This window comes from Streptomyces sp. NPDC097619 (assembly GCF_040302735.1).
GTDB lineage: Bacteria > Actinomycetota > Actinomycetes > Streptomycetales > Streptomycetaceae > Streptomyces.
In genome coordinates this window covers 1-13,751 of sequence record NZ_JBEOSD010000194.1, presented here as the reverse complement: position 1 = coordinate 13,751, position 13,751 = coordinate 1, and the positions used below count along the sequence as shown (strand labels likewise).

The 13,751-nt window shown below is 74.1% G+C and carries 9 protein-coding genes; 6 read left to right on the top strand and 3 right to left on the bottom strand.

The features are described 5' to 3' along the window. Positions 1–31 precede the first annotated feature (31 nt). Entirely contained in the window at positions 32–1,372 is a 1,341-nt protein-coding gene (locus tag ABTZ17_RS32940; protein ID WP_352199468.1) for a glycoside hydrolase family 18 protein, read from the bottom strand. Between the two features lie 500 nt (positions 1,373–1,872). On the opposite strand from ABTZ17_RS32940, the gene ABTZ17_RS32935 reads away from it, so the two are divergent. The 6 genes from ABTZ17_RS32935 to ABTZ17_RS32910 all read left to right on the top strand — a co-directional run bounded on the left by ABTZ17_RS32935 (position 1,873) and on the right by ABTZ17_RS32910 (position 10,410). Further along, complete coding sequence (locus tag ABTZ17_RS32935) at positions 1,873–2,625, top strand: GntR family transcriptional regulator (protein WP_352199467.1); 753 nt, start codon at positions 1,873–1,875, stop codon at positions 2,623–2,625. 369 nt (positions 2,626–2,994) lie between these two features. Beyond that, a complete protein-coding gene (locus ABTZ17_RS32930) occupies positions 2,995–3,180 on the top strand; it encodes an SPOR domain-containing protein (RefSeq protein ID WP_352199466.1) in 186 nt (61 codons plus the stop codon). Positions 3,181–3,447: 267 nt separating this feature from the next. After that, on the top strand, positions 3,448–3,882 hold the full coding sequence (locus ABTZ17_RS32925; RefSeq protein WP_352199465.1) for a (deoxy)nucleoside triphosphate pyrophosphohydrolase: 435 nt from the start codon (positions 3,448–3,450) through the stop codon (positions 3,880–3,882). 286 nt (positions 3,883–4,168) lie between these two features. Continuing rightward, entirely contained in the window at positions 4,169–4,606 is a 438-nt protein-coding gene (locus ABTZ17_RS32920) for an ATP-binding protein (protein WP_352199464.1), read from the top strand. 154 nt (positions 4,607–4,760) lie between these two features. Next, the gene (locus tag ABTZ17_RS32915; protein ID WP_502994948.1) at positions 4,761–7,376 is read left to right on the top strand and encodes a SpoIIE family protein phosphatase; all 2,616 of its coding nucleotides are present in this window, start codon (positions 4,761–4,763) and stop codon (positions 7,374–7,376) included. Positions 7,377–7,764: 388 nt separating this feature from the next. Continuing rightward, positions 7,765–10,410 carry a hypothetical protein gene (locus ABTZ17_RS32910; RefSeq protein WP_352199463.1) on the top strand — a complete coding sequence of 882 codons (2,646 nt, stop codon included), beginning with the start codon at positions 7,765–7,767 and terminating at the stop codon, positions 10,408–10,410. 95 nt (positions 10,411–10,505) lie between these two features. Here ABTZ17_RS32910 and ABTZ17_RS32905 read toward each other — a convergent pair whose 3' ends face one another. Together ABTZ17_RS32905 and ABTZ17_RS32900 are read right to left on the bottom strand one after the other, a co-directional pair. Then, complete coding sequence (locus ABTZ17_RS32905; RefSeq protein ID WP_352199462.1) at positions 10,506–11,231, bottom strand: PspA/IM30 family protein; 726 nt, start codon at positions 11,229–11,231, stop codon at positions 10,506–10,508. 127 nt (positions 11,232–11,358) lie between these two features. Then, positions 11,359–13,482 (bottom strand): TPM domain-containing protein, encoded by a 2,124-nt coding sequence (locus ABTZ17_RS32900; RefSeq protein ID WP_502994949.1) that lies wholly within the window; start codon positions 13,480–13,482, stop codon positions 11,359–11,361. Between the last annotated feature and the right edge of the window lie 269 nt (positions 13,483–13,751).

Below are 13,751 nucleotides of genomic sequence, written 5' to 3'. Positions count from 1 at the left end.
GCCGGCGGGTCGGCCCGCCGGCCGGTCGCGGTCAGTGCCGGCCGCGCAGGCCCCGGTCGACGGCGGTGATCAGCTCGCCGTCGGAGGTGTCCGCGTCCAGCGACCAGAACATGGCGCCGCCCAGGCCGTGCTCGCGGACGTAGCGGGTCTTGGCGGTCAGCACCTGCGGGTCGTCGTACGTCCACAGGGTGGTGCCGTCGAAGAGCCAGGCGTGACCGTTGCGCAGGTCACGGTGGATCTTGTAGGTGCCCGAGGCGGCGAGCTTCTTCAGCTCCTCGTAGTCCTCGTACCCGGCGCCCCACTTGGCGGGGGCGGGACCGGTGGCGGGCTGCCCGAGCCCGTCGCCGCCGCCCTGGACCCCGGTCCAGCCCTGCCCGTAGAAGGGCATGCCCATCACGAGCTTGTGCGCCGGGGCGCCGCGGTCCAGCCAGGCGCGGACGGTGCCGTCCACGCTGTAGTCGCGGCGCGAGTAGAGCGCGGACTGCTGGTTGGTCTTCGCCTCGCCGGAGACGTGGAAGTCGTACCCCTGGAGGTTGACGAAGTCGAAGTCCTTCATGATCTTGCGGACCTCGAAGCCCGCGTCGATCTTCGCGGTGGCCGTCGGCACGTACGCGGTCAGCTCGTACTTGGCCCGCTTCTGGCTCCGGGCCAGGGCGTCGAGCTGGGTGCGGAACTCCTTCACCAGGGCGGTGAAGTTCTTCTTGTCCTCGGGGCGGAACTTGGTGTCGGTGTCGCCCGCGGAGCCGGGCCACTCCCAGTCGAGGTCGATGCCGTCGAAGACGCCCGCCGCCGCCCCGGCGCCGCCGCGACCGCCGTCCACGGGCAGGTTGCCCTTGATGTAGAGGTCGATGCAGGAGGTGACGAGCTTCTTGCGGGAGGCCGGGGTGAGGGCCGCGTCCGAGAAGTTCGTGGACCAGCTCCAGCCGCCGAGGGAGATCAGGGCCTTGAGGCCGCGGTGCTTGGCCTTCAGCTCGCGCAGCTGGTTGAAGTTGCCCGCGAGGGGCTGGTCCCAGGTGTCGGCGACGCCGTCCACGGAGTTCTCGGCGTCGAGCCCGCGCTGGTAGTCGGCCCAGGCGTCGGCCTCGCCGGGGATGTTGCCCATGATGCACTCGCCCTGGGGGCTGACGTTGCCGAAGGCGTAGTTGATGTGGGTGAGCTTGGCGGCGGTACCGCTCTTGTCGAGGTCCTGGACCTGGAAGTCGCGGCCGTACACCCCCCACTGGGTGAAGTAGCCGACCCGCTTGTAGGAGCGGTGGTGGCCGTCCCGGCCGGAGTCGTGGTCGGTGGTGGCGCTCGCGGCCGGCGCGAGGGCGGTCAGCAGGGAGAAGGAGCAGGCGGCGATGGCCAGCCTGCCGAGCGTGCTGCGGCGCATGGGCTTCCTTTGGGGTTGCGGATGCGTGGGAGTCGGGCTCGGGGCCGTGCTGAGGTGCGTGGTGCGCTGTGCGGGTGCGTGCGTGCTGCTGCGTGCGGGTGGCGCTGCTCCGTGCGTGCGGCGATGCGCGTGTGGCGCTGCGCGGAGGAGTGCCGCGCTGTGCGCGCGCTGTGCTCACGCTGTGCACCCGGACGGTATTGGTCTGGACCATGCGGGTCAAGGGGGGCGGGCGCGACGGGCGGTCGGGCGGCGGGTGATCGGGCGGCGGGCGCGCGGTGTTTCCCCGGCGGGTCGCGGGTGCGCGGGCGGGGGTGGTCGACGGGTCGTCGGCGCGGCGTGCGGGCCTGGTGGGCGGGTCGGACGCCTTGATCGCTGTACCCTCTACGGCGGGTTTGAGCGTGAATCGGTCATCACTTCGGGTGAAACTCTGGCCTTTGCTTGCGGTGTCGAACGCTGGGTTGCCAGGCTGTTGCTGTCTGTCAACCTGAGGGGAGTGGCCCGTGGCGTTCGGTGAGCAGCCGGCCTATCTGCGCGTAGCCGGTGACCTGCGGCGGAAGATCGTCGACGGGTCCCTGCCCCCGCATACACGGCTGCCCTCGCAGGCGCGGATCCGCGAGGAGTACGGCGTCTCCGACACGGTGGCCCTGGAAGCCCGCAAGGTGCTCATGGCCGAGGGGCTCGTGGAGGGCCGCTCCGGCTCCGGCACCTACGTGCGCGAGCAGCCGGTGCCGCGACGGGTGGCCCGCTCCGGGTACCGCACCGCGGGCACCTCCACCCCCTTCCGGCAGGAGCAGGCCGAGGGCGGGGCGCGGGGCACCTGGGAATCCAGCAGTGAGCAGACCGCGGCCCCCGCCGAGGTCGCGGAGCGGCTGGGCATCGCCACGGGGGACCGCGTGATGCGGACCCGCTACGTCTTCCGGGACGCGGGCGAGGCCATGATGCTCTCCACCTCCTGGGAGCCGCTGGCCCTGACGGGCCGGACCCCGGTGATGCTCCCCGAGGAAGGGCCACTGGGCGGCTGCGGGGTGGTGGACCGGATGGCCGCCATCGACGTGGTCGTGGACAACGTGGTGGAGGAGGTCGGGGCCAGACCCGGGCTCGCGGAGGAGCTGTTCGTCCTCGGCGGGGTGCCCGGCCACGTGGTGATGGTCATCGGCCGGACGTACTACGCCTCGGGTCGGGCGGTGGAGACCGCGGACGTGGTCGTACCGGCGGACCGGTACCGGATCTCGTACCACCTGCCGGTGAGGTAGGCGGGGCGGCCGGTCTGTCGGGCCGGGTGGGCCGGGTCGGGTGACCCGTCGGTTCGGTGGTCGGTGGGCCGGGTCGGGTGGGCCGGTCGGTTCGGTGGTCGGCCGTTCGGTGGGTCCCGCCTCGGTGAGGCGAGGGGCCCGTGAGGCTCCTGGGGGCTTCGAGCGGGCCGGCCGGTGGCGCCGCTCCCTCACTCCACGCGCTCCTTTCACTCCCGCGCACGCGCCGCACACGTACCCGTGGCCGGATGCGTGCGCCGGGGTGTACCTCTTCGTGAAAACCCGTATCCGCTGCGTGAAGGTCGGGCGTAAGCTCGGGCATATGCGTAGTGCGGTTTCCTGTGCGGGTACGTCGGCGAAGGGTGAAGCGCGATGAACGACAGCGGTGCCGTGCTTTCGTGGCTGGTGATACGGCAGGACGACAACGGCAACCGCTATCGGGTGGGCAAGTACGCCACCAAGGCGGAGGCGGAACGCGTCGCGGACAGCCTGGAGGCGCACGGGCATCGGCAGCTGTACTGGGTCGAGCGGGTGGGGCAGACCGCCACGACCAATTGATCCCACGGGGTCGGGTGGGGCGGGGTGGGGTGGGAGTGCCGGGGGCTTCGGGCCCTGCGGGGCTTCTCCCCGCCCCGCCCCGCCCTTTCCCGTGACCGGGGCTGAGCCCGGACCCCGTTTCGGGGGCTCCGCCCCGGGACCCCCGCGCCTCGCGTGCCGGCGGGGCTTCGACGCTCCCCCGTTGATGTTCGGCTGATCGCTGGTGGGGCTGAGTGCCGCCCCCCCGTTGACGTTCGGCCGGTCGCCGGTGCGGATTAGGGTTTCGGCATGACGGTTCGTGTGGTCGTGGGTGGGGCGCTGTTGCGTGGTGGGCGGTTGTTGGCCGCTCGGCGGAGTGCTCCTGTCGAGGTGGCGGGGCGGTGGGAGCTGCCCGGGGGGAAGGTCGAGCCGGGGGAGACCGTGCCCGAGGCGCTGGTGCGCGAGCTCCGGGAGGAGCTGGGGGTCGAGGTCGAGGTCCTGGAGCGGATCCCGGGGGAGTGGCCGGTGAGGCCCGGTCTCGTGCTGCACGTGTGGACGGCCGTGTTGTCGGCCGGGGAGCCGCGGCCCTTGCAGGACCACGACGCCCTGCGCTGGCTCGGGCCGGACGAGCTGGACCAGGTGGACTGGCTCGAGCAGGACCGGACCGCGGTGGCCGAGGCGGGTCGGCGGCTGCGGGCGGGGGCGGGCTCCGACGGGGGCGCCGGCGGGAGCCGCGTGCGCTGACGGTCCGGGGCGGGCGATTGCCCGGCGGGCCGAGTGGGCAATCGCGGGGGTGACGGGGTCGGCGGTCCTGACGGGCCGGCGGCCGACCGCGCACGGGCGGGCGCACGGGGTGCGGGGAACCGGGGTTCAGGGCGCGTGGGAGTCGGGCTGTACGCCGTTCGTGCCACAGTGCGCCGCCGGGTGGGTCTGGGAGCGGTACGACGCCCCGGATATCGGGTATGTCGCTATTAATCCCTATCTCGTCCCTCTGAGAAACCGGACTGGGGTCCGTCTGCTGGCCCGGGAAGTGATCGGCGTGATCGATTCCGAATGCGAGAGCGCCGACAGCGCCGAGTGGGCGTTCCCCGCCGAACCCGGCGCGGTGCGCACCGCCCGCCACGCGGTGCGGGGCACGCTCCGCGCCTGGGGGCTCGACGCCGTCGGTGATGTGACCGTGCTGCTGGTCAGCGAGCTGGTGACCAACTCACTGAGGTACGCTTCCGGCCCCATCGGGGTCCGGTTGGTGCGGCGGAATTCGGCCACCGGACACCTTCCGCACAGTGCCGCCCTGCTGGTGGAAGTATCCGATCCGCTTCCGGATCCGCCCCGGGAGCGGGTGGCCGCCCCCGACGACGAGGGCGGGCGGGGGCTCCATCTCGTGGCGGTCTCCGCGCAGCGGTGGGGGACCAAACACGGGAAGACGGGTAAGACGGTGTGGTTCGAGCTGGCCCTGCCCGGTCAGTAACAAGGTGAGAGGGCCGGGCGATCACCGCGGCGGGGTGTGGCCGGTAACGAACGAGACCTTGCTGTGATCGTGAACGCCGTGCCGTCCGTGGCAGGAGTGCTGAATACTTCGGTCAGGGCCGGTCCGGTTGCGTTGAGCTGGAGGGGACGGTCGCGTGAGCGAAATACCTGCGCAGGCGCAGCACGCCGAAGGATCGGGTGCGCCCTCGCGTGAAGCCGTGTGGCACAGCAGTCCGCCTGGCTCGATCTATGACTACATCAAGGTCGCGTCCTTCTCCATCGGCCCTGACGGGCTGGTCGACCAGTGGAGCAGGCGGGCCGAGGAACTCTTCGGGCTGACCTCCGCCGAGGTGGTGGGGCGGGACCCCGTCGAAGCCTTCATGCCCCCCGAACTCCGCTCCGGCGGGCACCGGAAGATCGCGGAGATACTCGACGGCAGGGAGTGGACCGGCCTGGTCCCCTTCCGGATCCCCGCCCAGCGGGACGGCCGCCGCCGCGAGGAGGCCGTGGCCGAGATCTACGTGATGCCCACCGAGAACGAGGAGGGCGAGCGGGCCGCGCTCTGCGTCGTGGTCGACGTCCAGGCCCTCCGGCGGATCGAATCCGACCTCGCCGCCTCCCAAGCCATATTCGGCCAATCTCCTTTCGGATTCCTCCTGTTTGGTACGGACCTGACCGTTCAGCGGGCCAATCGTCGCTTCGCCACCGTCTTCGGCGGCGCCGTGGAGGACCACCGCGGCCGCACCGTCCACGACTACCTGCCCCGCCGCGAGGCCGACCGGATGACCGTGGCCCTGCGCCGCGTCCTGGAGACCGGGGAGGCCGTCACCGACCTCCAGATCAGCGGAGCCGCCCCCGGCAGCCGCGAGGACCGCCACTGGTCCATCAACCTCTACCGGGTCCACGGGGCCTCCGGCCGACCCGTCGGAGTCGCCGGGATCGGCACCGACGTCACCCGCCGCCACCTCGCCGCCCGCGAAGCCGCGGGCGTCCGCCGCAACCTCGCCCTCCTCAACGAGGCGGGGTCCCGCATCGGCAGCTCCCTCGACCTGGAGACCACCGCCCGGGAACTCCTCGACGTCACCGTCCCCGGCTTCTGCGACCTCGCCGCCGTCGACCTCTACCAAGGACTGCTGCTCGGCGACGACGACCGGCCCGTCCGCGCCCCCGGCGCCCCCGCCCGACCCGCCGCGGGCAGCGCCCGACTGCCCTCCGCGAAACTCCGGCGGGTGGCCTTCGCCAGCGCCGTCTCCGACGCCCCGCTGTCCGGACCCGGCAGCGTCGGACCCGTCTCCGTCGGCGACACCCACCGCTACCCCGCCGCCTCGCCCGCCGCCCTCGCCCTGCGCACCGGCCGGCCCCGGCTCGTCTTCGGCGGCGGCCCCGAGGACCTCGTCCAATCCACCCTGATCGTGCCGATGGTCGCCCACGACACCGTCGTCGGCCTCGCCCAGTTCTCCCGCACCAAGGGCAGCGAGCCCTTCGGGGAACGCGACCGGGCGGTGGCCGTGGAACTCGCCGCGCGCGCCGCCGTCTCCATCGACAACGCCCGCCTCTACCGCCGCGAACACGAACGCGCCCTGATCCTCCAGCGCAGCCTGCTGCCCCCCGGCGACCCGGAGGCCGCCGGCCTGGACATCGCCTGCCGCTACCTCCCCGGGAACGCCTCGGCCGAGGTCGGCGGGGACTGGTTCGACGTGATCGAGCTGCCCGGCCACCGGACCGCGCTCGTCGTCGGGGACGTCATGGGCCGCGGCCTCCGGGCCGCCGTCGCCATGGGAGAACTCCGCACCGCCGTACGCACCCTGGCCCTCCTCGACATGGAACCCGCCGAAGTCCTCGCCGCCCTCGACGAAGTGGCCCGCGGACTCGGTTCCCCCGGCGGGGCCCAACACCAACGGACCCCGCGCGACGCCGACCTCTCCGAGGTGTACCTCGCCACCTGCGTGTACGCCGTCTACGACCCGGTCACCCGGCGCTGCACCATCGCCAACGCCGGGCACATGCCCCCCGTGCTCGTGGAACCCGGCGAGCCCGGAGAACCCGCCCGGCCCGCCCTGCTCCTCGAAGTACCGCCCGGCATGCCGCTGGGCGTCGGCGGCGAACCCTTCGAAGAGGTCGAGGTCGAACTCCCCGAAGGCGCCCTCCTCGCCCTGTACACCGACGGGCTGGTCGAATCCCGCGACCACTGCCTCGACGAAGGGCTGCGCGGGCTCCGGGCCGCCCTCACCGACCCCGCCCGACCCCTGGAGGACGTCTGCGACCAAGTCCTCGGCGCGCTGGAGACCGGGCACGGCGAGGACGACATCGCGCTGCTGCTGGCACGCGTCCAAGGACTCAGCGCCGACGCCGTCGGGGACTGGCGACTGCCCCGCGAGGCCCGCTCCGTGGGCCGGGCCCGCGAACTCGCCCGGAACCGGCTCCAGTCCTGGGGGCTCGAAGGGCTCGTCGACACCACCGAACTGCTGGTCAGCGAACTGGTCACGAACGCCCTGCGGTACGGCGAAGGGGAGATCCGGCTACGGCTCCTCCTCGACCGGAGCCTCGTCTGCGAGGTCTGGGACGCCGGGCTCGTGCAACCGAGGCGGCGGCGGGCCCGGGACACCGACGAGGGCGGGCGGGGGCTCCAACTGGTGGGGCTGCTGTCCGCCGGGTGGGGGGCGCGGCGGACCCACCGGGGGAAGACCGTGTGGTTCGAGCTCGGGTTGCCGGGGGCCGTGGAGGTCGTGGCCGAGCTTTCTGCGGAGCAGTTGCTGAGCATGTACGGGTAGGTGGGGGCGGCCGGGCTTGGCTGGGCGGGGTGGGGTGGGCCGCTGCGCGGGGCCTTCTCCCCGCCCCGCCCCTTCCCGATACCGGGGCTGCGCCCCGGACCCCCGCGCCTCAATCGCCGGCGGGGCTTGATTTTGCCCCGTTCGGCATTCGTTGGCGTTGGGGGATCCGCCAAGAAATCGGGGGGAATCGGCGTTGGGCTTACAGGCGGGCTTTGGCCGGACAGGATGGGGTCGCCTGGGTGCGCGGGGGTCGTGGGGTGCCGGTGGGAACGGGGCCGCGCGGGGTGTGCCCGGAGGCTTTCCATGCGCTGGTGTGCCGCTCTGAACTGGGAGTTCTTCGGGCGGGGCGGGTGGAGGGCAGGCAACGGACCCTGTACGAGGAGACCGCATGGCACCACCTTCCCCTGCCCGGGAGCCCCGGTCGGAGCAGCCCGATCCGGCCGGCGCGGCCCCGGACTTACCGACCTGGAGCGCGCTCGCGCGGCGGGTCCACGAGGAGCTGTACCTGGCGCTCGATCCCGCCGACCGGCCCACCCGGGCCGAGCTCGTCGAGGCCGCCGGGTACGACCCCGGGGTCTGGTCCGGTGAGCGGCGGCCGGGGCGCACCGCGTTCCTGAGGACCGTCGAGCTGTTGGGCGGGACGCCCGCCGCGTGGGAGCCGCGGTGGTGGGCGGTCGTCGAGGCCGGGGAACCGGGCCCCGAGGTGCCCGAGCTGCTGCCGGGGGTCGCGGTGCCGGACCCGCCGCCCGTGCCCGCGGCCCCGGATCTCGGGGGAGCGCTGCCCCGGCACCCGGTCCGGAGGCTGCTGCGGACCCTCCTCGACCGGCTCCTCATGATCGTCACCTGGCCCGGCCGGGGCCGCCGCGACCGGCACGAGCGGCAGTTGCGGCGCGGCCTGGCCAAGCGGGTGGTGGGCAGCACCGAGCGGATCCTCGCGGTGGCCGAGGAACACCACTACCTCACCCCCGTCTTCCACTTCCTCACCGAACAGCCGCCGATCCCGGGACAGCGCCGCCGCGGCCGCACCGCCCGGCGGGCCGCGCCCCTGGAGGAACCGACCGGCACCTCGGACGTCCACGAGCTCTACCGCAGGTACGACGAACTGGTCGTGCTGGGGAAGCCGGGGCTGGGAAAGACCGTCCAACTCGCCCGGCTCGCGCACCGGATGGCGGTGGACTTCCTGGAGGCGCCGGAGGACGACGGCTCGCACGACATCCCGGTCCTCCTGAGCCTGGACACCTACCGCGGCCAGCCCATCGAGGAGTGGCTGGTGGCCGCGATGCGCGAGTACGCCTCCGGGGCACTGGTCCGCACCTGGCTGGAGCAGCACCGGCTGGTGCCCGTCCTCGACGGGCTGGACGAGGTGCCCGAGGGGGACCGGGCCCGGTGCGTGGCGGAGCTGCGGCGGCTGCGCGAGACGTGTCCCGGCCTGGTCGTGGGCTGCCGGACCGACGTGGCGGACCTGCGGCGCCTCGCCTTCGACCTCAGGGCCCCCCGGTACGTGGAGGTCCAGCCGCCCGGCCGGCCGCAGGTGCAGGAGTTCCTGGCCGCCGACCGCCACGCCCTGGCGCACGTGGAGACGGCGCTGGAGGAGGAGCCCGAGCTCTGGGAGCTGCTGCGGTCGCCGATGATGCTGCACTTCATCGCCGTCACCTACCGGGGCCGGGACGCCGCCGAGCTGCTGCTCCCCGGTACCCCGGCCGAGCGGCGGAGCCGTCTCTTCGACGCCTACGTCCGGGAGTGCCTCCTCCGGGACCGGCCCGATCCGGACCGTCGCCCCGAGCACACCGTCACCTGGCTCACCGCCCTGGCGCGCACGCTCGCCCGCCGGAAGGAGGGCACCCTCTACCTCGACCGGCTGGACCTCGACTGGTTGGACCGCAGCGAGGGCATCCTGCCCCGTGTGCTGCCCAACCTCGTGATGGCGGCCTGCTCGCTCGGGCTGCCGGTGCTCTGGATCGCTGTCGCCGTGCGCGCCGGGGTGCTGGACACCAGCGTCCGCGACGCCGCCCTCCTCGCCGGCACCATGACCCTCACCAGTGCCTTCCAGGGGGTCAACTCGGAGCAGCACTTCCTGCGTGCGGACCGGGAGCGCCCGGGCGACGAGCGCCTGACGGAGGAGCAGCTGGAGCGGAGGCAGAACCGCGGGGCCCTCACCGTGCCCCTCCTCGCCAACGTGCCGGTGATCGTCTTCGGGAGCGCCGTGATGGCCGTGGTCGGCGTGGACTACTCCGCCCCGGGCTGCATCGTGGTCGGCCTCGCCTTCCTGTGGGTGTGGGCCACGCAGATGGAGGCCTCCTTCACCGAGGTCTTCCAGCCGGTGGAGCGGCTGCGGTGGACCTGGCGGCGGAAGGAGCGGATGATCTACCCGCCCGTCAAGTTCCACCTGGTCCGCGGCTCCCTGAACCTGGTGATGTGGGTCTGCCTGGCCCTGCTGCTGGGGTACGTGGCCCACCTGCTGTGCCCGGACCCGCCGTGGCTGGGACCGGTGGCCGCCTCGCTCCTCGGACTCGTCTACGTGTTCGGGAACCAGTTCGAGCCCTCGCTCCAGGAGCGCCGGCCGCGACCCAACGAGGGGATCCGCCGCACCGTCCGCTTCGCGCTGGTGCACGGCTCGGCGGGGCTGGTCGCGGCCACCCTGGTCGTACTGGTGCCGGCCGCGCTCGCCCTGTGGGGGCGGGAACCCGAGCGTGCCGCGTACGCGGCGGCCCTCTTCGGTCTGCTCTTCGCCGTGGTGCGGGGCTTCCGGTACGGCGGACTGGCGATCCTGCGGCACTGGAGCATCCGGCTGGTCCTCGCGTACCGCGGGCACACCCCGTACCGCTACCGGAGGTTCCTGGCGGCGGCCGAGCACCGGGCGCTGCTGTTCCGCGGGGACAGCGGGTACTCCTTCCCGCACCGGCTGCTCCAGGAGCACCTGGACACCACGGCGGAGGAGCTACTGCCCCGGGTGGTCCCGCGGACCGGTGCCGGGAGCGGGCGGGGGAGCGACGGGCCGGTGCCGACCGGTCCGGCCCTCCCGGAGCCGGTCTAGGACGCGTCCTCCGGATCCCGTCGGTCAGGCCCGCGGTGCCGGGCGTCGTGGGTCGGGCGGGATCCGGAGGGCACGGACCGGGGAGGCGGGCGAGGTCAGGCGGCGGGGGGAGCGCCCGACTTGAGGGCGGCCAGCCGGGCCTCGATCTCCGAGCTGCGGCCCAGGTCGTCCAGGGCCTCGAACTGGGCGTCCAGGGAGGAGGCGGCCAGCTCCTCCCGGCCCAGGGCCCGAGCCTCCTCGCGGCGCACCTTGTCCTCGAAGCGGTTCAGCTCGCTGGTCGGGTCGAGGACGTCGATGCTGCGGACCGCGTCGAGCATGGTGTTCTGGGCCTGGGCGGTCTTCGCCCGGGCCACCAGCTCGTCCCGCTTGGCCTGGAGCTCGGTGAGCTTGCCCTTCATCGCGTCCAGCCCCGACTTCAGCTTCGCGACCACCTCGGTCTGCGCGGCGATGGTCGGCTCCGCGGTCCGGGCCTCCTTCTCCGACTGGAGCTGGCGGCCCAGGGCCACCTTGGCGAGGTTGTCGAAGGTGTCCGCCTCGGCGGCCGAGCCCGCACCCCGCAGCTCGTCGGCGCGACGGCTGGCCGCGAGGGCCTTGGCGCCCCAGCCCGCGGCGGCGTCCACGTCCTCCTGGTGGTCCTGCTCCATCAGGCGCAGGTTCCCGATGGTGGTGGCCACCGCCTGCTCGGCCTCGGCGATGTTGTTCGTGTAGTCGCGGATGAGCTGGTCCAGCATCCGCTGGGGATCCTCCGCCTGGTCCAGCAGGGCGTTGATGTTGGCCTTGGCGAGCTGGGTGACCCGCCCCAGGATGGTCTGCTTGCTCATGGGGTCCTGCTCCTCGTCGCTGGGCTGGGCTGTCTGGGCTGGGCTGTCTGGGATGGCCGGCCGGCCGAGTGGGTGTCCTGGTGGGGTGCGCGGACGGGTGGTCGACCGGGTCGGTGGGCCCGGGGGGTCAGAAGCGGCCGCCGCCGCCCATGCGGCCGCGGGTGCCACCGCCGCCGAACGAGCCCGGACCCCGGCCGCCGCCCCCACCGCCCCCTCCGAAGCCGCCCCGGCCACCGCCACCACCTCCGAAGCCGCCCCCGCCGCCCCGGCCGCCGCCGAGGATCTCGCCGAGGATGATCCCGCCGAGGACCGCGCCGCCCATGCCGCCCCCGCCGCGCGGGCCGCCGCCGTACGGGTCCCGGTAGGCCCGGACGTCCCGCTCGGCCGACTCCTGGGCCTGCCGGGCCAGCGCGTCGGCCTGTTGGGCCTCGGCCAGGGCGCCCTGCGGGTCCGTGGCCGCCAGCGCCGCCGACCGCTCCAGCCGGCGCTGGGCCTCCGCGAGCCGGGTCCGGGCCTCGCTGCCCACCGCGCCGCGTGTGGTGGTGATGTAGTCGCCGGCCGCGCCGATCGCGCTGCGCGCGGCCAGGGTGGCCTGCTCCAGCAGGGCGGCCGCCCGTTGCCGGCCGCTCTCCCGTTCGCGGGCCCCCGCCAGGGCCTCGTCCAGGGCGGCGTCCGCCTCCTCCACCCGGCGGAGCGCGTCGATCGGGTCGTACCGGCCGGCCGTCACCTCCGCGCGGACCTCGGCGACCACGCTCTCCGCCCGGCCGATGCGGCCCCGCAGGTCGGCGGTGGACGTGCCGGGGGCGGTGCCTTCGAGGAGGCCGCGGGCGTCGGCGAGGTCCGTACCGGTCTCGGTGAGGGCGCCGTCCAGGCGACCCGCCGCCTCCGCGAGCTCCTGGGCCCGCCGGTCCACCGCGTCCAGCAGGGTGGTGGCCTGGTCTACGGCGCCCTCGGCGGCGCGGACGTGCACGGCGGCCCGGCCCCGGTCGTCGGCGGACAGCGCGGCCCCGGCCTCGTCCAGGCTGGTCTTCGTGAACAGCAGGCGGTCCTCGGCCTGGTCCACGTTCGAGGCCACGGGCGCGGCGGCCGAGTCCGCGTACCGGCGACCCAACGCGGTCAGGGTGCCGGTGGCGATCGCGGTGCGGCCGGACAGTTCGCGGAACCGTTCCGCGACGCCGGCCAGGGCCTGCGGGGCGTTTTTCTCCAACTCCCGCAGCCGGTCGAAGGCGGCCGCCTCGGCGTCCAGGCGGCCGTTCGCGCCCGTGCAGCGGGCCACGATCTCCTCCAGCATGCGCCGCCGGGTCGGCTCGTCCTCGGGATAGGCGTCGTCGAGCTGTTGGCGCAGCCGGAAGGCCCGGGTCAGCTCCTCCTTGGCGTGCGCCACCGCCGCGGTGAACGGACGGGCCGCCTCCTCGCCGAACTGGGCCGTCGCGAAGCCCAGTTCCTCCGTGCTCGTGCGCACCGCGTCGTCGGTGGCGACCAGCAGGGAACGGGCCCGGGCGTCCAGTTCCGGCAGCGGGGTGGGCGCCGGGCCGGCCGGACCGGCCCCGCCCGGCCCCGACCGGCCGCCGGTGCCGCCCCGGGACCTCCGGCGCCGGGTGTACGCGTACGCGCCGAGGGCTCCGGCGGCCCCCACCGCCACCACCGGCAGGACGTAGTCCCCGGCGCCGTTGCCGGAGTCCGCGCCCGCGTCCGAGCCGGCGCCCGGGTCGGCGGGGCCGGGGGTGATGGCGGGGGCGGTCACGGGCCGCCCGGACAGGACCGCCCCGTAGCCGTCGGCCGCACCGATCGCCGCGCCCGCCCAGTCGTTCTGCCGCAGGGCCGGCTCGATGGCCGTTCTGGCCACCTCGGCGAGCTGCTCCCGGGTGAACCCGGAGTCGGTGTCGGCCGAGTAGGCGTACTGGCGGTCGCCGGTGGCCACCGCCAACAACAGGTCGTCCCGGCCGAGACCGTTGCGGGTCGCGGTGGCGTCCGCCCAGCTCTGGGCGGGGCGGCCGGAGAAGTTCCGCACGTAGACCACGAAGAGCTGGACGCGGTGTTCGGTGTACAGCCGCTCCAGGGCGGCGGCCACGGCCGGCTCGCGGTCGCCCAGGGCGTCCACGCGGTCGGTGATCTGGCCCTGGGAGAGGGTGAGCGGGTCCTCGGCGCGGGCGGGGGTCGCCGTGGTGAGGGTCGTGAGGGAGGCGAGGGTGGCGGCTGTGGTGAGGGGCGTGAGGGGGAGGAGGCACCAGAGGAGGGCCGAGAGGCCCAGGAGGGCCTGGGGGGCCTGGGTGGCCTGGGGGGCGGTGGGCCGCCTGGGCCTTCGGGGGGTGGGTTTCTGCGGCGCACTCACAGTTGGGAGGTTATGGGGGGTTTGGGGGGTTCGCGACCGGAGGTGGGGGTGGGTGGGGGCTGGGGTGGGTGGGGTGCGGCTCGGGGGCCGGGCCGCTGCGCGGGGCCTTCTCCCCGCCCCGCCCCTTCCCGATACCGGGGCTGCGCCCCATCTAGGAATATCACACGTCTGAACAACAGTCACAGTGG

Coding starts and splice junctions, on each gene's coding strand:
- ABTZ17_RS32940 (WP_352199468.1), bottom strand. CDS start 1,372: ATGCGCCGCAGCACGCTCGGCAGGCTGGCCATCGCCGCCTGCTCCTTC.
- ABTZ17_RS32925 (WP_352199465.1), top strand. CDS start 3,448: ATGACGGTTCGTGTGGTCGTGGGTGGGGCGCTGTTGCGTGGTGGGCGG.
- ABTZ17_RS32910 (WP_352199463.1), top strand. CDS start 7,765: ATGGCACCACCTTCCCCTGCCCGGGAGCCCCGGTCGGAGCAGCCCGAT.
- ABTZ17_RS32930 (WP_352199466.1), top strand. CDS start 2,995: ATGAACGACAGCGGTGCCGTGCTTTCGTGGCTGGTGATACGGCAGGAC.
- ABTZ17_RS32905 (WP_352199462.1), bottom strand. CDS start 11,231: ATGAGCAAGCAGACCATCCTGGGGCGGGTCACCCAGCTCGCCAAGGCC.